Source organism: Pseudomonas brassicacearum, from assembly GCF_918698105.1.
Taxonomy (GTDB): Bacteria; Pseudomonadota; Gammaproteobacteria; order Pseudomonadales; family Pseudomonadaceae; genus Aquipseudomonas; species Aquipseudomonas brassicacearum_F.
This window is the reverse complement of record NZ_CAKKMI010000007.1, coordinates 26,237-46,021: the sequence shown is the minus strand read 5'-3', so window position 1 is coordinate 46,021 and position 19,785 is coordinate 26,237. Positions and strand designations below refer to the sequence as shown.

Below are 19,785 nucleotides of genomic sequence, written 5' to 3'. Positions count from 1 at the left end.
TATCCTGTGGGTCCTGATAGCGGACCCTTTTCCCATGCTGGCGATTTCCAACACCGTGCACATCCCGGACGCCGAGATCGAGCTGACGGCCATCCGTGCCCAAGGGGCGGGGGGGCAGAACGTCAACAAGGTCTCCAGCGCCGTGCATTTGCGCTTCGACATCCCGGCCTCGTCGTTGCCCGAGTTCTACAAGGAGCGGCTGCTGGTCCTGCGCGACAGTCGCATTACCAGCGATGGTGTATTGATCATCAAGGCCCAGCAGTACCGCACGCAGGAACAGAACCGGGCCGATGCCCTGGAGCGCCTGACCGAACTGATCCTCAGCGCCACCAAGGTCGAAAAGAAGCGCCGTCCGACCAAACCGACCCTGGGTTCGAAAAAGCGTCGCCTGGAATCCAAGACCAAGCGCGGCTCGATCAAGGCCGGGCGCGGCAAGGTGGACTTCTAGCTTTTCTCCCGTTCCTGGCGATGCCTCGGCGCCTGTCGGTACAGGTAGACGCTCAGTGCCAACCCGCCCAGGGCGGCGAGGGCGGCGAACAGAAAGATCGAGGCAAAACCGAAGCCCGCGGCAATCGCACCGGCCAGCGGTCCGGTGATCCCCAGCGACAAATCAATGAACAGTGAATAAGCGCCCACCGCCGCCCCGCGGCTGGAGGCCGGCACCAGGTTGACCGCTTCCACGCCCAGCGCCGGAAACACCAGGGAGAAGCCGAAACCGCTCAACGCCGCGCCCGCCAGGGCCCAGTGGGCATCCGGTGCGAGCCACAACAGCAACAGGCCCAGGGTTTCCACCGACAGGCAGGCAATCGCCACACGAAAGCCGCCCAGACGGTTGATCAGGTTGCCGAACAGCAGGCGCGCGCCGATGAAGCTGGCGCCGAACAGGCTCAGGCACAGCACGGCGTTGTCCCAGTGTTGCGTGGCGTAATACAGGGTGATGAAGGTCGCGATGGTGCCAAACCCGATGGAACCCAGGGCCAGGCCGCAGCCGTGTGGCAGCACACGCCCCAGCACGTGCATGAACGGCAGGCGTTCGCCAGTGACGATGGGCGCGGCGGTTTTGCGCCAGGCCAATGCCAACCCCAGTAAACCGAGCAAGATGATGCTCACGCCCATGCTCCACAGCCCTAGCGCATTGACCAGCCACACCCCCAGCGGTGCGCCAATCGCCAGCGCGCCGTAACTGGCGATACCGTTCCAGGAAATCACCTTGGCGGTATTCGCCGCGCCGACCCGGCCGATGCCCCAGCCAATCGAACCGGAGCCCACCAGGCTTTCCGCGCTGCCGAGCACCAGGCGCCCGATCAGCAGGCTGATCAGGCTGAACGTGGGCAGGTGGGGCGTAAAGGCAGACACCAGCATGAACACACCGCTCAGCCCGCAGCCGGCGAGGCCGAACATCACCGCGCGCTTGCTTCCCAGGTTATCGATGATTCGCCCTGCATAAGGGCGGCTGAGCAGGGTGGCCAGGTATTGCACGCTGATCACCAACCCGGCGATCACCGCGCCGAAGCCCAGTTCGCCGTGGACGAACCCGGGCAGCACGGCCAGGGGAATGCCGATATTGAGGTAGCCGATGAAGGTGAACAGGACGATGGAAACGACTTGCAGCGTGACCGCCAGGGGGCGCTGGGAATCTGACATGGGGTAAAGGTCCACGGAGCAGCAGGATAGATAGGCTGCTTATGATAACGGCGACCGTGGGCTCAGGGCGGGGAAAAGTAAAACTATTTGCCCAATGGTGGCTCAGCTGTCGTTTTGGTCGCTGACCAGGCGTGTAGTGACCAGTGCGGCGATGGCGTTTTCTTCGCTGCCAAAGCGCGCCAGCAGGGCCGCTTGTTTCTCGGCAGGAAGGCGGGTCCAGATCTCGACCATTTTTTCGGCAGTGCCGATCAGCACGCTGGCCTGGGTTTCGCTGTAGGGAGGGGTGTCATCGGTCATGGATGGCTCGGGATTCAGGCAGTGTGGAAAGCGCATCTTAGCGCTTTCCACACGGTCTGGTGGTGCGGGTCAATCAGTCTTCGCTGTCGGCCTGGCGGCGTTCAGTGGCTTCTTTGGGCTCGGGTTGCTGGGCGTCTGGTTGCCCTCCGGCTTGTAGCGTGGTCGTCTGCTCAGTGTCGTGCAGGCTTGGGAAGGGGAGATTAGGGATCTCGTGCATATCGCGCTCCTCGCAAAGTCTGTGGATTAGATCTGGTAGATCCGCGCTTTTACAAAGCCTGGGCAGGATACCCCAGGGGAAATGACAAAAAGACTTTTAAATCCCGTCGGGGCGACAAAAGGGATTGTCTAGACACGTCATGTTCAATAGTCACCTCGCTTGCGAAATGCCCAGCGGCCGGCAATCAGCGTGAAGGTGGCGACCAGCGCCACCAGGATCCAGAAGCCCTCGGGATCGCCGGCCAGCGGCACGCCGCCGACGTTCATGCCGAAGAAACCGGCAATGATGTTGATGGGCAACGCCAATACCGTGACCACCGTCAGGGTGAACAGGGTGCGGTTGCTTTGTTCGTTGAGGTTGGCGGCGATTTCTTCCTGGAGCAGCTTGATCCGTTCGCTCAACGCGGTGAGGTCGTTGATGATCAGGGCGAATTCCTCGGTGGATTTGCGCAGCTCCTTGACGTCTTCTTTCTGCAACCATTGCGGCGGGCGGTTGAGCAGACGTAGCAACGAACCCGGCTCCAGGGCCAGCAAGCGCTGCAGGCGCACCAGTACCCGGCGGTTGCTGCCCAGCTCGGCGCGGTTGGTGGACAGCCGCGAGGACAGCAACTGATCTTCGACCTGGTCGACGCTCAGGCTGGTCTTGCGCACGATCTGGGTCAGCACTTCGCCCTGGTCGCGCAGCAAGTGCACGAGCAATTCCACCGGCGAGCGAAAGCACTCGCCGGCCTTTACCGACGAGCGCAGCTTGTCGACCGAGTGCAAAGGTTGCAGGCGCGCGCTGACGATCAATCGACTGTGCACGCAAACCCACAAGGTGGAGACATCCGAGGACACCAGGTTGCTGAGGTTGAACACGACATCGTTCACCACGGCCAGCAACGCCGAGTCGACATGCTCGATGCGGGTCGAGCGCGAGCCTTCGTGCAAGGCTTCGAAAAACTCCTGGGGCAGGGCCAGGTGACTTTTCATCCAGCGCTCGCACGCCGCATGGGCCAGGTTCAGGTGCAGCCAGAGGAACTCATCCGTGTCCTGTGGGCGCTGCAGGCTTTGTAAGGCCTGGGCCGAATCAATTTCTTGCCCGCGCTCGCCGGGGCGGAAACGAAAACCGTAAAGCAGGCCGAACAGATCCGGATCGCGGTGGCTTTGATCGATGCTGTGGTTCATGAAGTCTCGCTGGCGGGAAGTGCCTGTCGCGGCTACAGGTTCACTTGAACGCCATCTTCGCAAGCTTTCTTGATGGTTTTGTGACAGTTCCATTCGCGCCGCCAAGCTGGCGCTACCGGCAGTCGCCACGGCTCAAGAATGCCCCAGGCAGGCCGATGGTATGTGCATATTCCCCCCCGTATTCGGGTTGCGACGCGGTGTGTTGCGGACATGGAGGTCGGGACGTCGTTCCTGTTGTTCTTGCTTAGAGATTGCTCCCCATGATTCTACAAAAATCCCTTCGAGCGCAGATTCTCGCTCTGTTGAGTGGCAGCCTGCTGGCGATGTTGCTGATCGCCCTGGCGTCCTTTCATTTCCTTTCCAATGGTGTCCAGAACTATCGCAACCTGATCGATGGACCGTTGCGTGCTTCGCAGTTGATCGACGAGGCCAACCTGCAGTTCAAGGTGCAGGTGCAGGAATGGAAAAACGTCTTGCTGCGCGGCAAGCAACCGGCGGACCTGGATAAATACTGGAAGCAGTTCGAGGAGCGTCAGCGTGATGTCCAAGACATCCTTGGCCAATTAAGCGGGCGTGAAGGTGTGCCGGCAGCAATCAAGACGCGCATCGAGGCCCTGCGCGATGAGCATCGTCAGTTGGGCGTCGCCTATCAAAAGGGCCGTGACGCATTTGTCGCCTCCGGTGGCGATGCGGCGGCGGGCGATGCGGCGGTCAAGGGCGTGGACCGCGCGGCCAGTGAGCAAATGAGTGCGCTGGTGGTGGAGTTGCGCAAGCTGGGCACCGAGCAATCGACGCTGATCAGCGCCGGTGCCGATCGCACGATCATGCTGGGCACCGTGATCATGCTGGTGTCGGGCGTGCTGATCGGGTTGTTCAGCCTGTGGCTGGTCAATCGCAACCTGGTTCAACCGATCCGTAACCTGATCGACTACGTGACCCGACTCAGTCATGGGCGTTTCGCCGAGCGTGTGACGAGTAACCGTCAGGATGAGCTGGGCAACCTGGCGGTAGCGGCCAATACATTGCGCGATTTCCTCGCCGAAACCTTTAACCGCCTGCAACGCAGTGCCACGGAACTGGACAGCGCCAGCGGTGAGCTCAATGCCATCGCCAGCCTGATGAGCCAGGGCACCAGCGAGCAATTCGAACGCACCGATCAGGTGGCGACGGCGATGAACGAAATGTCCGCCACGGCCCAGGAAGTGGCCCGTCATGCCGCCGACGCGGCGCGGGCAGCCGATGACGCTGATCAATCGGCGCAACAGGGCGAGAAGGTCATGCAGGGGACCATCCACACCATCACCCGGATGCGCGGCGAGATCGCCAACACGGCCACGGTCATCCGTCAGTTGGAAACCGACAGCGGGCGCATCGGCAAGGTGTTGGAGGTGATCCGCGGGATCGCCGAACAGACCAACCTGTTGGCCCTCAATGCTGCCATCGAAGCCGCGCGGGCCGGGGAGGCGGGGCGCGGTTTCGCGGTGGTCGCCGATGAGGTCCGCAGCCTGGCCCAACGCACGGCTTCGTCGATCATCGAGATCAACCAGATTATCCAGACGGTACAAACGGGGGCAGTGGACGCCGCTCACGCCATTGAGAGTGGGCAGTCGCGCAGCGAAGAAAGTGTGGAGCAAGTGACCCAGGCCGGTGTGATGCTTGAACGCATCACCCAGGCTGTCGAAGCGATTCGCGACATGAACCGCCAGATCGCCACCGCAGCCGAAGAGCAGACCTCCGTGGCCGAAGACATCTCGCGCAACCTCACCGAAATCACCTGCATCGCCAGCACTAACCTGGACAACGTGCAGCGCACCGAAGCGGCCAGTCGGGATTTGCACGGCTTGTCGGGACAGTTGAATGAAGTGACAGCGCGGTTGAGTGCCTGACGGTCGTTCGCGGTAGTTGTCGATAGATGTAAAAAAGCCGCGCATCCCTAAGGTTGCGCGGCTCATTTTAGTGACCAATTAACGGTCTAGTTTGTCGCTCAGAACTTTGCCGGTAGTGGCGTCAAAGTCTACATCCCACTCTGTGCCATCGGCCATTTTCAGTTCAACTTCATATTCATAACCGTTGAAGTGGTTATCCAGGTCGGTGTCGGTGATGGTGGCGCCCGGGTGCAACTTCAGGGCTTCTTCGTTCATCGATTCAAGGGACTTGATCTTGCCTTCCTTGACCAATTGAGGAATCTGATCGATGCGGACATCCGCCTGGGCCAGGCCGGCAGTCAGGGTCAGGGCAGCAGCGGTGAACAGGGCAGTCAAAGTTTTCATAAGTCTTTCCTTGGTGTCGTTAAAGGGTGATTCGTTTAAGTGGGCTCAGATTATCTGTGGCAACTTAATTCACCCTTAATTCGGAAAACTTGCAGCGACTGCACCGATCCGGCCCTGATTCCTCAGTAACCGTTCTTCTCCAATAGTTGCGCCACACTGCCTGTTTCGGGACGCTTGAGGTACTTGAGCAACTCACTGGCCCGATTGGTGAAAATGCCATCGACGCCGGCATTCATCACTTTCTTGAAGTCCACCGGCTCATCCACAGTGTAGACATGCACCAGCAAACCCTGGTCATGGGTGTACTGGTTCATCCACGGTTGCACCAGGTCCGCGTAACTCTGGCTGCCGCCATAGGTCAACGCCGCGGACGGCCCAGTACCAATGGCGCCCTGGGCCTTGGCGTACTGAATCCATTTTTCGAATTCAGCCTTGTCCTTGGGTTCCTGCTTGGCGTAATAGACGGCCTTGTCCGTTTCGCCGGACTCGGCAAAAGGCACCTTGGACTTGGGCTCGATGTTGCCTTCGCCCACCCACAACAGCAGGATCTTCGGCACCTTCGGCATCTCTTTGTGCAGCAGTTCGAGGCTGCTCTTTTCAAAGGTCTGCAACACCACTTTGCCTTTGCCCTGGCCGACACCCGTGGCGCGCTTGGCCAGTTTCGACCCGGCCGGACTCAGCCAGCCGCGGTCCTGCAATTTGTCCTTCAGGTCGCGCTCGATGCCGGGGAACAGCTTCGGCTCCTTGGTTTCGATGTACAGCCCGGGTTTTTGCTGTGGGTTGCCTTCGGCAATGTTGATCACTTCGTCGAGGGTCAGGATTTTCAGGCCCACGAACGAAGGGCGCGCGCGGTCCGGGTAAGCGGTGTTGAACCAACTGCCGGCATCGAGGGTTTTGAGTTCCGCCATGGTGAACTGGTTGGCGGTGCTGTCCTTGCGCTCGGGAAACTTGATCGCGACGTCCGTGGTGCGCAGCAGGCTGTCGTCATGCAGGACGAACAACACACCGTCCTTGCTGCGTTGTAGGTCCAGTTCCAGGTAGTCGGCGCCCAGGTCGCGGGCCAGCTTGTAGGCGGCAGCGGTGGATTCCGGCGCGTCGAACGAGGCGCCGCGGTGGGCGATGACCGCCGGGTGCGGAATGCCCTGGAGGGCTGCCAGGGCCTTGGGGCTCGGGGCTTCGGACGCTTGGGTCTGGCCGAGGCCGAGCAACAGGCTCAGCATCAAGGCAGTGCGGGTGAAGGTGACAGGCATGCTCGAAATCCTTTCGTAGGTGTGCAAAAAACTATCTTTTAGCAACTGAACGCTGTCGGCGCTATCGCCATACCGACATAAATTTGTGCAAAGAAGATTTTTCCCACGCATCTCCAGGCCGCTTTGCAGTACCCTTGCCGCATCAGTTTCCCCGGCAGAGGGAGACCTTAAATCCTGTGTCCGCTTGCCCTGCGTGTAAACCATCGATCTGACGTCCTGAGGGACGTATCCATGAGGTTTACCATGCGCACCACTTCGACATTCATCTGCCAGGCCGCCGACCAGCTCAAGGGTTTTGTCGGGCTGAACCGCAAGACCGGCCAATACATCGTACGTTTCAGCGAAGACGCCTTCGGCATGGACGTGGCCGACGACGGCATCATTCCCACCTGCGAATTTGTCTGGGCTCCCGTGGCGGACGGCACCATGGCCCTCAAGCGCGAGCGGATCCAGTTGCTGCTGGACCAGCACATCGATGACCGGATCAACCTTTGCGAACCTTTGCGGGTGTACATGGCCCGCAGCGACCTGCCGGAAATCGTGGCGGTGCGGCAGTTGGTGGAGGCCGAAGTCCCCGAGTGAATGAAAAGTCCCTCAATCGACATTGCACTTTCCTATTCTCAACACAGAGTTGTCCGATTGTCGCGCTTGGCCGCGCTCACTAACGTGTGCGCGGTGTCATTGGATTAACCGCTGAAAAAGGAATATGCAGCGATGAGGAAAATCAATCTCTGGGCCGCGGCGTTGTTCATTTCCGCGTCCGCCCAACAGGCAGGCGCACAATCGTTCACTTGTGCAGGAAGTTTCATCGGCAGCGATACCCAGGACCGGGTCGCCCACGCCATTATCGAGGACGGTGGACGAGCGGTAGGGGTGCAGCGGGTCTTTGTCACCTGCCGTAAAGGCACAGTCGTGATCCTGGTAGATGGCAACAACGAAACCTCAACGCCCAGCTACAAGGAACGTTGGCAAAAACGCGCGGCAGCATTGCTCCCGCTTCCTGATGAAAAAGTCGTGGTGCGCTAACGTCCGGGACAGTCCGGCATGGGACTTCTGGTCAGGGCTTAGCAGGCTGTCGTATTCAGGCTGGCTTGAATAAAAGCACTGACCAGCGCGGGTACTCGCCCTTCCAAAGCGGCTCGTTCAGGCTGGAACAATGTCGCGACAAAGAACGGATGATCACGTAGCTCCACCGCTCGCAAGTCGCCTGCCCCATCTTTGGCAACGACTTGCAGGCGTTGGCTCAGCAGATCTTTTTCGAAATTTGGATTGATCCCGAAGCGGCAATGGTAGCCCTCGAATACCATCTGGCGGCCATAAGCCTTGGCAATCAGTGAACCCGCGTCGAGTTGAAGGCTGTCGATGGTTTCAATCAAGGCACAGCTCAACGGCGTCAATACTGCCCGCTCGGCCTCGGGGGAAGTTTCGCCATGGGCCGCGTTTGTCCAACCCAGCACGTTCCGGGCATATTCCAGCACCGCGTGTTGAAAACCGCCACACGTACCGAGGAAAGGACGACGCTGTTCGCGGGCAAAGCGAATGGCTCGCAACGCACCCTCTTCGTTCCGGTAGGGGCTGCCGGGTACGCACCAGACACCGTCGAAATCATTGAGCATCGTGTCGTCGACAATAAACTCGGTCGCCAGCCAATGGAAACGAATGTCCAGGCCGGTTTGCCTGGCGATCAGGTCCAGAGCAAGGGGGATCGCCCGATGGGCGGTGATTCGTGGGTCGTAATCGCCGACCAGGGCAATGTTCAAGGGATGCCGTTTTTCCATGAGAGACTCGCCGCTTGTTGATTCCTGGTCGCCACTATAAATTGGCGCTCACGCAATCAATATTGGCGTTTACCCAAGTGATCAATGCAGCGCCGCACTATCGTCTGGACTATCCCGACCTGTCCCTGATCCTCGCACTGGTCCGTGGCGGCTCGCTGGCCCGGGCCGCCCGGCTGTTGCAGGTGGACGTGTCTACGGTGTTTCGGTCGGTACGTCGGCTGGAAGCGGCCCTGGGCCAGCCCTTGTTCGAAAAAAACCGTTCCGGGTACTTACCCACGAGCCTGGCCCAGGCACTGGCCGAACAAGCCGAGCGCGCCGAGCAGGCCTTGGAGGCGGCGCGGGTGGGGGTGGAGCAGGGCGGCGAGGTCATCAGCGGGACGGTACGCCTGACGTGCAGCGACTCGGTCCTGCAAGCGTTGCTGCTGCCTGCGCTGGCGCGCTTCATGCCCGCTTATCCGGCGTTGACCCTTGAGCTGAGCACCTCGAACGACTTCGCCAACCTGAGCCGCCGCGATGCCGACATTGCGTTGCGCCTGACCCGTACGCCGCCGGAACACCTGGTCGGTCGAAATCTGGGCAGTGTGGCTTACCGGGTATGCGCCAGCGCCACCTACCTGCGCTCGGCGAATGCAAATGACCTGGCTTCCATGACCTGGATCGCACCGGACGATTTCCTCCCGGATCACCCCTCCGTGGCCTGGCGCCGCCAGCATCTGCCCGGCGTGGTGCCCGCCTATCGCTGCAACAGCATGCTCTCTGTCACCGAACTGGTGCGAGCCGGCTTGGGTGTGGCGGCGCTGCCGGACTTTCTGATCGATGAACACCAGGGCCTGATGCCCCTTGGCGAACCGCTGGAGGGGTATGACACAGCCCTGTGGCTCCTGACCCGCCCCGACTGCCGGGCCTTGCGCTCGGTGGTGACCTTGTTCGATGAGCTGGGGCGCCATTTGCGCGGGCGCTGACTTTTAAGGGCAGGGTATGCATGACGCAATGGATGACGGTCCGCCAACGGTTATAGTGCCTCGAGCACCAGCCCTTGGCAGAGAACATCACGATGACGAAGTCTTCCCAACCCACCCCCGCCGCACCCGTTGACCACTTGCGTTTTCATCGCCCTCACGCGCATCTGGGCCCGACCTTTGGCAATGACCGCTTTGCGCTGAGGGCCGAGGCGTTCGCGCGTTTTTTCGGGACGCCGATGTTCCTCGGCGCGCAAACCTTGATCGTGTTGATATGGATCAGCCTGAACCTGTTGGGCGTTTTTCATTTCGATGCTTACCCGTTCATCTTGCTGAACCTGGCGTTCAGCCTGCAGGCGGCTTATGCCGCGCCGCTGATTCTGCTGGCGCAAACGCGCCAGGCCGCCCGGGACAAAGCCCAGGCGGAAGCCGATGCTCAGCATCGTGAAGCCTTGGCCATCGCCAACAGCGAGCGCCAGGCCCAGGCCGCGCAGAACACCGCGCAGTTGCTCGAATTGTTGGAGCAGAACACCCGCCTGACGGAAATGACCAAGGCATTGACTGAGCGCATCGACAACTTGACCACTGAAATGCACCAGAAGGTCGTGCATAACCCGCCGGTGCAATAGCCCTTCATGCCAGGACTTGTTGATCAGGCCTGGTAGCGGCTCAGGAACATGTCGAGGGCCGATTCGATCACCTGAGTCTGCTCATCCTGGGTGAGGCTGGGTTGCCCCATCGAAACCTGCGGCCAGAAGGCGAACGTCTTGAGCAGCCCATGCATTTGCTGGGCGGCAAATGCCGGTTCCACGGGTTTCAACCGACCATCGGCCTGGGCTTGGCGAATCCAGGCCGTCAGGCCTTCTTCCCGCTGGCCCATGCGCGACACCATGTCCTGGGCTCGCTCGGGAGAGTGGATGGTTGCGGCGATGGCGATGCGCGCCAGGTCGAGAAAGTTCTCGTCCGCCAGCATGTGCAGTTTGGCTTGCAGCAACGTTTGCAGCTGCTCCCGTAGCGGCTTCAGCGGGCTGTAGGACAGATCCTGTTCTGCGGTAATGCTGTTCCATAACCGATTCAGAATTTCGGCAAACAATTCTTCCTTGCTCGGAAAATGGTTATACACCGTGCGCTTTGATACGCCGGCAGTCGCCGCGATCTTGTCCATGCTGGTGACCTCGAAACCGCTGCTACGGAATTCAGCAATCGCCGCCTGGAGAATGGCTTCGCGTTTTCGCTCGGTAAGGCGCTGCGGTACGGTCATGGGCAATTCGTCGGTGAGATGAGAGTACTTACACTCGGCAGTTTACTTGCTCCCGGGATTCATGCAATCTAGAAACTACACCGAGCGGTGTAGTTTTTTGAGTCAAGCGGCTGAGCGTGCATGCAACGGCCATCCAGCGTGCCACAACGGCGAAGCGCAATTGCGACGACGTCCCTGGAGTTATCGCACCATGACCATTCCTTCTCTTTCGACCGACAATCCGTCCACCCATGACGCATCCCGGCATGAACAGGGCAAGTACCGCAATCATGCCTTCACGCCTCGGGAAGGTTTTGGCACCACCCTGCGCATCATCTGGAACATGATCTTCCACAAGCCGCGCACCACTCGGCCTTCCGGCGCCATCGAGGTTCAAGCGCTGACGCGCGCTGCGCTGCTGGCGGCGCCGAACAACAGCGTATTCCGTCTCGGTCATTCCACCGTATTGCTCAAGCTGCGGGATAAATTCTGGCTGACGGACCCGGTGTTCGCCGACCGCGCCTCACCCGTGCAATGGGCCGGCCCTAAGCGTTTTCATCAGCCGCCCATCAGCCTGGAAGAATTGCCGCCGATCGAAGCGGTGATTCTTTCCCACGATCATTACGACCACCTCGATTATCAGGCCATCCTCAATCTGGCGGGCAAGACCCGCCACTTCCTGGCGCCCCTGGGCGTGGGCGACACCCTGATCAAATGGGGCGTCGACGCCAGCAAGGTGCGTCAGCTCGATTGGTGGCAAGGTACCGAGGTGGACGGTATCGAGTTCGTTGCCACGCCCTCCCAGCACTTTTCCGGACGTGGCCTGTTCGACAGCAACAGCACCTTGTGGGCCTCGTGGGTGATGATCGACGGCGCCACGCGAATTTTCTTCAGCGGCGACACCGGCTACTTCGAGGGTTTCAAACGCATCGGCGAGCGATATGGCCCCTTTGACCTGACGCTGATGGAAACTGGCGCCTATAACGTCGATTGGCCCCACGTCCACATGCAGCCGGAGCAGACCCTGCAGGCCCATATCGATCTCAAGGGCCGTTGGCTGCTGCCGATCCACAACGGTACGTTCGACCTGGCGATGCATGCCTGGTATGAACCTTTCGATCGCATCCTGGCCCTGGCCTGGGAGCGTAATGTTTACATTGCCACGCCGCAAATGGGCGAAGCATTCACCCTGACGCAGCCGCAACGTGGCCGCGCCTGGTGGCTGGACGTGGAACCCACGGCATACCAGGACCAGGCCGGTATCGCCTAGCACTCACAGGATTGGCGTTATTCAATCATGGCGTAATCGGAGCGCCCCATCGGATCCGGCGTCGCACCCTTGATGTTCATGCCTCGCCCCGGTGCGAAGCCGGGGAAAAACACCAGGCCCTCGGCCTCCAGGCGAAAGGCCAGGGCCAGGCGAGTGACATCGAGCAACTCGCCGCCAGCCTCGAAGCGGCGGATGGCCTGGACCGAGACGCCGGATTGGCGGGACAGCTCCTCGACACTCCAGCCCAGCATGGCGCGCGCCTGTGCACTGTGGGCGGGGGTGAATTGATAGACAGCGATGCGTTCCAGGGTGGTTTTGATTGCGAGAGAGGCCATGGGGGGCTCCAAAGCTATGGGATTAAAAAATACTGTGTTTTTGTACAGTTGTTTTGAATCCCGATCAATCTCATTTTTTTGATCAATGACCGGCGGTCTTCTCCAGCCAGGCGCTCGGGGCGTGACCCAGTACGCGACGAAACATCGTGGAGAATGCCGCAGGGCTGTCGTAGCCCAGGTCCAGGGCGATTCGGGTCACTGAATTGCCTACGGCCAATCGGGACAATGCCGACATCACGCAGGCTTGTTGTCGCCATCGACTGAAACTCAACCCGGTTTGCTGGCTGAACAGGCGATTGAATGAGCGCAAGCTGGTGTGCAACTGCGCCGCCCATTGCGCGGGCGAGACGTGGGCGTCCGGGCGTTGCAGAAATGCCTGGCACAGGCCGAGCAGGCGCGGGTCTTGAGGCAGTGGAAGGTGCAGTGGCAGATGGGCGCTGCGCAATAGCTCGTGCAGCAGCAGATTGATCAGCGCGCCATCGCGTCCAGCCTCGTCATAGTCCAGCGCAAGCTCCACGGCTTCCATCAGCAACTGGCGCATCAGGGGCGACACGCTGATCACCTGGCAACGGGCGTCCATATCCGTTACCGCGGCCGGTTCGATATACAAACTTCGAGTGCTGACACCCAGCATCAGCACCTCATGGGCAACTCCGGGCGGGATCCACACCGCCCGTTGCGGTGGCACCACCCAATTGCCCTCCGCCGTGCTGACCTGCATCACCCCGGTGGCGCCATAAAGCAACTGTGCGCGGCGATGGCGGTGCATCGGCAACACTTGTCCATGAGCGTAATCGGTGCCAATGGCAACGACGGCCCTGGGTGTCGCATCCAATAAATCGATCGAAGTGTTGCGCATCGATGAGCCACTCATGTCTGGCGTAAACGCGAACATTATTGGCCTGTTTGCTACGGCGGGCCAAGCTTCGCTTACCTATTGTGGGTGTCTCCTATCCCACGGATTCGCCTCGATGTTCTATGTATTGCTTGCCTGCTTTGGCTGCCTGAGTGGTGTGACGGCTGTGTTGTTCGGCTTCGGCGGCGGATTCGTCGTGGTGCCCTTGCTATACCGCATGCTCACCGCCAGCCACGGAGCCGATGACCCTGTCGGCCAATCGGCGATGCACATTGCCGTGGCCACCTCGACCTGCGTGATGATCGTTAACGCGCTGATCGCCACCGCCAAGCATCACCGCGCCGGTAACCTCATTCGCCACTACGTATGGCCGTTGGGCGGCTACATCGGCCTGGGCGCTGTCGTCGGAGCCGTCGCCGCGATGTGGGCGAGCAGTGAAGTGATTCGCTATGCCTTCATCGTTTATTTGGGCGTGACCATTCTGGATTGCTTGTTCAGACGCGGTTTTCTGACACAGTCTGACGCTGCAGTCCCACGGCGATTGGGCAGGGCAGAGGTCTCGGTGGGTGGCATCAGCATCGGCGCCATCGCTACTTTCCTGGGTGTGGGCGGCAGTGTCATGACGGTCCCGTTGTTGCGCCGTTGCGGGCTGAACATGTCGCGCGCGACGTCCATGGCTAACCCGTTGAGTTTGCCGGTTGCGGTGGCCGGGACGCTGACCTACATGGTCATGGCTGGTTTTGCCGAGTTTGATTTGGGGCCGTGGTTTGTCGGTTACGTCGACTTGATGGCTTTCGCTGCACTGACACTCGGCTCGTTGGTTGGGATTCGATTAGCAACGCCTTGGATCGGGCAGATACCGGATCGACTTCACGCATGGATCTATCTTGGATTACTGGTAATCGTGATGCTGGGTATATCGGTGCAGTAATCGCTGCAGGACGTTGCTCAAAACCAATAAGGGAGGGGATATCTCGATTCTCGGAGGCTGAATCGTCATACTTCGCGCCACTCATTTCGTGAGCAGACGCTCGCTCTCCAGGAATACTCAATGTTCAAAGGACTGTTGCTCCTTGCATCCAGCGCCACATGTCTGCTCGTGCTCTGTTCGACCGCCAGTGCCGAAGGTGGTAGTGGCGTCTTTACCGGCACCCTGGGCAAGATGCCGATTGTGATGGGACTCAACACTGCTCAAAAGGACGAGGTCATCGGTCGTTATTTCTATGAGAAATACCATCGTGACTTGGGATTGAGCGGCTCGCTGCAAGAAAAGACCCTGACGCTGGTCGAGGGCCGCACCCGTTACGACGATGGTCAATCGCTGCCAACCCTGACGCTGCAAAAAACGGCCAACGGCTGGCAGGGTGAATGGAAAAGTCTCAAGGGCAAAGTTCTGCCCGTGCAGTTGACCGAAGCCAAGCTTCCGGCACCCGGGGCGGATCTTCCGCCCGTTATCGCCGAGCTGCCAAAAAGTGACCCTTATGAGTATCTCCGTCTACTGGGCTTGAAACTCAAACCGGGCAAGAAAGAATCTTTCATGGGCCATGACTTGCAATGGTGGACGGAGCCAGAATCCGGTATTTCCATGTTCAGCGTCGAGTCCGGCTACTCGAAAGACGAACTGCAGCGGATCAATCGGCAATTATTGGGTCGGCTCTGGACCGAAGTCATCAGCTACTACGGCTGTCTGCTGCAGGGCGCGGATAATGCCGAGTTCGACCAAGGTGTCGCGCCCAAATTCCTATCGCCCGATGTGATCAGCCTGAACATTTCCACAAGTTACGACTGCGGCGGCGTACACCCGGATTTTGGCAATTCGCCGCTCAATCTCGACGCTCACACCGGCCACAGTTTGTCGCTGGAAGATGTGCTCTGGGTTGGCACAGGCAAGCCACCGTTGCACGCCGGCCACAACGACGCGGGTGATGCCCCGTTGACCGATGAAGAGAGCCAGGCGCGATACACTTACCAACGCGAGGTATTCGCGCCATGGCTGGTCAAGCAACTCACCACGCTGTACCCCGACGAGATGCTGAAGCCAACGGATGAAGACAGCTGCGACTACACCGATGAAGGCGTCTGGGGATATTCGAATTGGTACTTCACCGAAAAAGGTTTGTACCTGGGGCCGTTCTTCGACCGCGCGCAACGCGCTTGTGATGACCCAGGCTGGTCGGTGCTGCCGTACGCAGTCGTAAAACAACACCCCGGTGCGGTCAAACTTCAATTGCTCGGGACTGGTGACTAACCCTCAGCCAACCCGGGCGCTTGCCGAATAATAAAGTGATCCAGGTTCTCGATATTGGCACTGAACACCCCGAACGTTTCTTCGGGGTTCTTCTTGCTCGGCACCTGTTTCAACTCCGGCGTCACGCCATAAAAGAAGCAATACAACGGCGCGTCACTGTCGACGGCATGCTTGATCTCTTCCAGGAACGCTTTGCGCTTGCGGTAGTTATCGATCAGCTTCTTGCTCAGGTAAACGTTGACCGAGTAGGGCTTCTTCTTCGCCTCGTCCGGTTGCTTGAACCAGACCTTTGCTTCGAAGTCGATGCGAAAGCTTTGCGTGTAATCCTTGATCTCCTTGATCTTGCCCCAGTAAATCAAGCCCTTGTTGTCCTGCAAATACTCGATCTTCTTGAAGAACGATCCATAGGGCGCCGTGTGTTCGCCAATCTTCAACAGCTTGCGCTTGAGCAGGTCCTTGTCTGCGAAGTTCGACACAAAACACTCCACCGGGTGGGCGAAGACGCTGGTCTTGTCGGGTGTCGAATCATGGGCGGAATGGGCGTCATCACCGTGGGACGATAGGGTGGGTGACGTAGGCCGAGTCGCTGCTTCAACGTCCTTCGACTGATCGGACGGCTTGCGCACGTACTGACGCCGAGTCAGCAACAGCTCTGACGGAAAATGCTCCTCGCGGTCGTCATCCGTTTCCGCCTCGCCACTCTCCGCACCCAACCCCGGCGTTTTCGGACTGACATAAGGGCAGCCCTCGATATGCCGGGTCGTTGGTTGGTTCTTGAAATGTGGCGTGCGGATGTAATTGACGTTCTTGGCGTTGAACGTCGTCAGCCGATTGTCCTCATCAAACGCCGCCCGACAGGCATCGTTGGGGCACTGAAAGCGCTCCTTGGCCGAGTCGAAGGCCATGGTCTCGTCGAAATTCAGATCCCGAACGTCATAGATCGAAAGCTTGGCATCGAGGCTAAGGCAGTAGGCGGTATCGAATTTCATTGGGGCTCGGGTCCATGAGAGGAAGTGTATTAATACCGAAGGACGCGGCGGGCTGCACCCAAAGTTTCAACACACCACAAACCCTGTGGGAGCGAGCTTGCTCGCGATTCCCAAAACCAACCCGGCCATCAAACCTGCCTTCTATTTGTGCTGACACCAACCCGTGGCGAGGGAGCTTGCTCCCGCTGGGCTGCGAAGCGGCCCCTGTTTCGCAGTTTCGTACGCGGGGAAATCAATATCATAATGCTGGTTCTCAGCTCGAACTTTCAGGCGGCCGGAATTGTTACGTCTGCTTAGCTAAATCCATGGAGGCGGTGTATGAGTGAACAGGTGCAAATAACCCTGCACGAAGCGAAGTCCCAGCTCTTACAACTGGGTGCACGTGCATGGCAGGGCGACAGGGTGGTGATCACTAAGGCTGGCAAGCCTTATCTAGATATGTTGCCCCATGTCGCTACACCGCAGGCGCGCAAACCTGGACGGTTGAAGGGGAAAATTCGGATGTCGGCGGATTTTGACCGCACACCCGAGGACGTCATCAAGGGTTTTGAGGGGCGGCTCTGCAGACGAGTCTTCTGAATCGGAGATTCAGTTGGCACCTCAGCCTGTACGAGTCTTCCCAAGCCCAATTTTGCCAGTTGCCTCAACGCCGACATCGTGGCGAGGGAGCTTGCTCCCGCTGGGCTGCGAAGCAGCCCCAGTTTCAGATGACCAACAAAAAAACCGCCGCCCGAACACGGACGACGGCTTCCGATTGATTCTCAAAACCCTCGCAAAATCCGAGAAGCTTTTCGCCACCAGGATTCATGCTGACTAAACGGATCATCCACCAGCACCGCTGGCATATCCCGCAGGCGAATCCATGGCTCATCCTGCCAATGCAGCATGCAGAGCGACATCTTCGGCCAATCCAGCACGCTCAACGTAGGCCGTTCCACCTTATGCGAGTAGCGCTCATCCCGCAGGGTTGGCACTACCTGATGCGTGATCCACTCACGCAGCAACCGATACTCAGGACAGTAGTGATAAACCAGCAATGCATAGACCCCTGACTCGCTCAGCATCAGACGCTCTTCGCTCAACCCGTGGACATGTACGAGCATCATCCGGCGCTGGTCAGAATCAAGCTTACGGGTCATGCGTCATCAAGGTGTTTGCTCATCAAACGCCCCAAATCAGAAGCACTGAACCAAGCCTGGTTTTCAACCAAGAGGGTATGCAGATGGAGGTTGTGACGGGTGAAAGCGATCGGAATATAAGCATCAGGTAGATTGGTCTCCGAGGTATACGGAGAGCAGGGTGAAATTTTTATGGGCATAACCACCTCTACGTTCAAAGGTTAGCGGCGCGAGCCCGACGTAGAGGATGTAAGAAAAATCCCAACTAGCTATTTTCTCCACACAGAGTTGCAAATGTCCTTAGACAGTACGCGGTTCTATGTTTGGCGATTAGCTACTACGTTGGGCGTTTCTTAGGCACCTGCGACTAAGATAGGTAACGAGACGATACGGCGTCAATGCGGAAAAATTCTGAGTTTTTCGTAAGGTAAAGGTAGTGTGGCGGTCCCAGAGTTAAACGCAGTTTTGGTCCTGTAGAAATACAAAAACCCCGTTTTCACGGGGTTTTTAGTTACGCATGGAGCCTAGGATTTTTCTTTCAAATCAATCCCAGCTCAAAGCCCCACCCGTCTGATACTCAATCACGCGCGTCTCAAAGAAATTCTTCTCTTTCTTCAAGTCCATGATCTCGCTCATCCAAGGGAACGGGTTAGTCGTGCCTGGATACTCTTCTTTAAGACCTATCTGCGACAAACGACGGTTAGCGATGAACTTGAGGTAGTCCTCCATCATCGCCGCGTTCATGCCCAACACGCCGCGAGGCATGGTGTCGCGGGCGTATTCGATCTCCAGCTGGGTCCCTTGCAGGATCATCTGGGTCGCTTCTTCCTTCATCTCGGCATCCCACAGGTGTGGGTTTTCGATTTTGATCTGGTTGATCACGTCGATACCGAAGTTCAGGTGCATGGATTCGTCGCGCAGGATGTACTGGAACTGCTCGGCGACGCCGGTCATTTTGTTGCGACGGCCCATGGAGAGGATCTGGGTGAAGCCGCAGTAGAAGAAGATGCCTTCCAGGACGCAGTAGTAGGCGATCAGGTTGCGCAGCAACTCTTTGTCGGTGTCCGGGGTGCCGGTTTCGAACTTCGGATCGGAGATCGAACGGGTGTATTTCAGGCCCCAGGCGGCTTTTTTCGCGACCGATGGGATCTCGTGGTACATGTTGAAGATCTCGCCTTCATCCATGGCCAGCGATTCGATGCAGTACTGGTAGGCGTGGGTGTGGATCGCCTCTTCGAACGCCTGGCGCAGGATGTACTGGCGGCATTCCGGGTTGGTGATCAGGCGGTAAACGGCCAGCACCAGGTTGTTGGCAACCAGGGAGTCGGCGGTGGAGAAGAAGCCCAGGTTGCGCATCACGATGCGGCGCTCGTCGTCGGTCAGGCCTTCCGGGTTTTTCCAGAGGGCGATGTCGGCGGTCATGTTGACTTCTTGCGGCATCCAGTGGTTTGCGCAGCCGTCCAGGTACTTCTGCCAGGCCCAGTCGTATTTGAACGGCACGAGCTGGTTGAGGTCGGCGCGGCAGTTGATCATGCGCTTTTCATCGACGGCGACACGGGCGGAGGCGCCTTCGAGTTCGGCGAGGCCTTCGGCGACGTCGAGTTTGTCGAGGGCGGCCTTGGCGCGAATGATCGCGGCCGAGTCGTTGGCCGTCACGGCCCGGGCTTCGAGGGCGGCGGCACCGCCGGCACTGTCGAGGCGGTCCATGTTGGCTTCAGAAGCGTGGCCGGCGTTGGCGCCTTTTACAGCAACTTCGCCGTCTTCTTTGTCGAATTCGTCCCAGCTCAGCATGACGTGTCGTCTCCTGCGTGAGGGCCAGATGCCCGATGAAGGCCTACTGGCCGCGGTGGATCTTGGAAAAATCGTTTGTTGCAGCAGCTGACGCAGGCAATAAACAGAAAAATGTACGGGTCATTCCGGAGCGGCTGTGAACGCGAGGAGGCGATTGGCCTCTGCGTGGGCTCCAGGGTGGCGTGATCCCCTGTAAGGGAATATTGCAGGCCCGTTTAAGGCGGCATTATAAGGACTTTTTTGCCTACGTGCTGCGACGAAATAGCTCACAGAAGGAGGCGTGGGCGGCATATCCGCATGGGAGCGAGGGTTTACAAGGCTTTGGCCGCTGAAGATTTTTTTTGCATGGGGCGGATT

22 protein-coding genes and 1 pseudogene are annotated in these 19,785 nt (G+C 58.9%); 10 read left to right on the top strand and 13 right to left on the bottom strand.

The features are described 5' to 3' along the window. The first annotated feature begins 34 nt into the window (after positions 1-34). Positions 35-448, top strand: a complete 414-nt coding sequence (arfB, locus tag LQ215_RS04730) for an alternative ribosome rescue aminoacyl-tRNA hydrolase ArfB (protein WP_230147585.1) — start codon at positions 35-37, stop codon at positions 446-448. Here arfB and LQ215_RS04725 read toward each other — a convergent pair. The 4 genes from LQ215_RS04725 to LQ215_RS04710 all read right to left on the bottom strand — a co-directional run bounded on the left by LQ215_RS04725 (position 445) and on the right by LQ215_RS04710 (position 3,324). Then, on the bottom strand, positions 445-1,644 hold the full coding sequence (locus tag LQ215_RS04725; protein WP_230147584.1) for an MFS transporter: 1,200 nt from the start codon (positions 1,642-1,644) through the stop codon (positions 445-447). The genes arfB and LQ215_RS04725 overlap by 4 nt on opposite strands. A gap of 102 nt (positions 1,645-1,746) precedes the next feature. Then, entirely contained in the window at positions 1,747-1,977 is a 231-nt protein-coding gene (locus LQ215_RS04720; protein WP_230147583.1) for a hypothetical protein, read from the bottom strand. Between the two features lie 37 nt (positions 1,978-2,014). Then, positions 2,015-2,158 (bottom strand): hypothetical protein, encoded by a 144-nt coding sequence (locus tag LQ215_RS04715; RefSeq protein ID WP_162893862.1) that lies wholly within the window; start codon positions 2,156-2,158, stop codon positions 2,015-2,017. 143 nt (positions 2,159-2,301) lie between these two features. Further along, positions 2,302-3,324 carry a transporter gene (locus LQ215_RS04710; RefSeq protein WP_230147582.1) on the bottom strand — a complete coding sequence of 341 codons (1,023 nt, stop codon included), beginning with the start codon at positions 3,322-3,324 and terminating at the stop codon, positions 2,302-2,304. A gap of 260 nt (positions 3,325-3,584) precedes the next feature. On the opposite strand from LQ215_RS04710, the gene LQ215_RS04705 reads away from it, so the two are divergent. Continuing rightward, a complete protein-coding gene (locus tag LQ215_RS04705) occupies positions 3,585-5,210 on the top strand; it encodes a methyl-accepting chemotaxis protein (RefSeq protein WP_230147581.1) in 1,626 nt (541 codons plus the stop codon). Between the two features lie 78 nt (positions 5,211-5,288). On the opposite strand, the gene LQ215_RS04700 is transcribed toward LQ215_RS04705, so the two are convergent. Both LQ215_RS04700 and LQ215_RS04695 read right to left on the bottom strand, forming a co-directional pair. Next, positions 5,289-5,594, bottom strand: a complete 306-nt coding sequence (locus tag LQ215_RS04700) for a PepSY domain-containing protein (RefSeq protein ID WP_230147580.1) — start codon at positions 5,592-5,594, stop codon at positions 5,289-5,291. 122 nt (positions 5,595-5,716) lie between these two features. After that, complete coding sequence (locus LQ215_RS04695) at positions 5,717-6,844, bottom strand: glycerophosphodiester phosphodiesterase (RefSeq protein WP_230147579.1); 1,128 nt, start codon at positions 6,842-6,844, stop codon at positions 5,717-5,719. Between the two features lie 243 nt (positions 6,845-7,087). Here LQ215_RS04695 and LQ215_RS04690 point away from each other — a divergent pair, with 243 nt between their 5' ends. Both LQ215_RS04690 and LQ215_RS04685 read left to right on the top strand, forming a co-directional pair. Further along, complete coding sequence (locus tag LQ215_RS04690) at positions 7,088-7,426, top strand: DUF2025 family protein (protein WP_230147578.1); 339 nt, start codon at positions 7,088-7,090, stop codon at positions 7,424-7,426. 132 nt (positions 7,427-7,558) lie between these two features. Beyond that, complete coding sequence (locus LQ215_RS04685; protein WP_230147577.1) at positions 7,559-7,870, top strand: hypothetical protein; 312 nt, start codon at positions 7,559-7,561, stop codon at positions 7,868-7,870. Positions 7,871-7,908: 38 nt separating this feature from the next. On the opposite strand, the gene LQ215_RS04680 is transcribed toward LQ215_RS04685, so the two are convergent. Further along, complete coding sequence (locus LQ215_RS04680) at positions 7,909-8,622, bottom strand: CTP synthase C-terminal region-related (seleno)protein (protein ID WP_230147576.1); 714 nt, start codon at positions 8,620-8,622, stop codon at positions 7,909-7,911. A gap of 14 nt (positions 8,623-8,636) precedes the next feature. On the opposite strand from LQ215_RS04680, the gene LQ215_RS04675 reads away from it, so the two are divergent. Together LQ215_RS04675 and LQ215_RS04670 are read left to right on the top strand one after the other, a co-directional pair. Beyond that, positions 8,637-9,584, top strand: coding sequence for a LysR family transcriptional regulator (locus LQ215_RS04675; protein WP_230147575.1), 948 nt, complete (start codon positions 8,637-8,639; stop codon positions 9,582-9,584). Positions 9,585-9,676: 92 nt separating this feature from the next. Then, positions 9,677-10,210, top strand: a complete 534-nt coding sequence (locus LQ215_RS04670) for a DUF1003 domain-containing protein (protein WP_230147574.1) — start codon at positions 9,677-9,679, stop codon at positions 10,208-10,210. 23 nt (positions 10,211-10,233) lie between these two features. Here LQ215_RS04670 and LQ215_RS04665 read toward each other — a convergent pair whose 3' ends face one another. Further along, the gene (locus tag LQ215_RS04665) at positions 10,234-10,842 is read right to left on the bottom strand and encodes a TetR/AcrR family transcriptional regulator (RefSeq protein ID WP_230147573.1); all 609 of its coding nucleotides are present in this window, start codon (positions 10,840-10,842) and stop codon (positions 10,234-10,236) included. A 190-nt stretch (positions 10,843-11,032) separates the two neighbouring features. Here LQ215_RS04665 and LQ215_RS04660 point away from each other — a divergent pair, with 190 nt between their 5' ends. Next, positions 11,033-12,091, top strand: coding sequence for an MBL fold metallo-hydrolase (locus LQ215_RS04660; RefSeq protein WP_230147572.1), 1,059 nt, complete (start codon positions 11,033-11,035; stop codon positions 12,089-12,091). Between the two features lie 17 nt (positions 12,092-12,108). Here the strand turns inward: LQ215_RS04660 and LQ215_RS04655 are convergent, their stop codons facing one another. Together LQ215_RS04655 and LQ215_RS04650 are read right to left on the bottom strand one after the other, a co-directional pair. Next, entirely contained in the window at positions 12,109-12,426 is a 318-nt protein-coding gene (locus tag LQ215_RS04655) for a helix-turn-helix domain-containing protein (protein ID WP_003204826.1), read from the bottom strand. An 82-nt stretch (positions 12,427-12,508) separates the two neighbouring features. Continuing rightward, complete coding sequence (locus tag LQ215_RS04650; protein ID WP_230147571.1) at positions 12,509-13,285, bottom strand: AraC family transcriptional regulator; 777 nt, start codon at positions 13,283-13,285, stop codon at positions 12,509-12,511. Between the two features lie 112 nt (positions 13,286-13,397). Between LQ215_RS04650 and LQ215_RS04645 the strand changes: the two genes are divergently transcribed. Then, positions 13,398-14,213, top strand: coding sequence for a sulfite exporter TauE/SafE family protein (locus tag LQ215_RS04645; RefSeq protein WP_230147570.1), 816 nt, complete (start codon positions 13,398-13,400; stop codon positions 14,211-14,213). Positions 14,214-14,333: 120 nt separating this feature from the next. Beyond that, complete coding sequence (locus tag LQ215_RS04640; RefSeq protein ID WP_230147569.1) at positions 14,334-15,530, top strand: hypothetical protein; 1,197 nt, start codon at positions 14,334-14,336, stop codon at positions 15,528-15,530. On the opposite strand, the gene LQ215_RS04635 is transcribed toward LQ215_RS04640, so the two are convergent. Beyond that, positions 15,527-16,519, bottom strand: coding sequence for a hypothetical protein (locus tag LQ215_RS04635; RefSeq protein ID WP_230147568.1), 993 nt, complete (start codon positions 16,517-16,519; stop codon positions 15,527-15,529). The genes LQ215_RS04640 and LQ215_RS04635 overlap by 4 nt on opposite strands. Before the next feature lie 318 nt (positions 16,520-16,837). Here LQ215_RS04635 and LQ215_RS04630 point away from each other — a divergent pair, with 318 nt between their 5' ends. After that, positions 16,838-17,098, top strand: a complete 261-nt coding sequence (locus LQ215_RS04630; protein ID WP_230147567.1) for a type II toxin-antitoxin system Phd/YefM family antitoxin — start codon at positions 16,838-16,840, stop codon at positions 17,096-17,098. Positions 17,099-17,280: 182 nt separating this feature from the next. Here LQ215_RS04630 and LQ215_RS04625 read toward each other — a convergent pair. Further along, positions 17,281-17,837, bottom strand: a pseudogene (locus LQ215_RS04625) (BRO-N domain-containing protein). Positions 17,838-18,180: 343 nt separating this feature from the next. Continuing rightward, complete coding sequence (locus LQ215_RS04620; RefSeq protein WP_092472969.1) at positions 18,181-19,428, bottom strand: ribonucleotide-diphosphate reductase subunit beta; 1,248 nt, start codon at positions 19,426-19,428, stop codon at positions 18,181-18,183. Between the last annotated feature and the right edge of the window lie 357 nt (positions 19,429-19,785).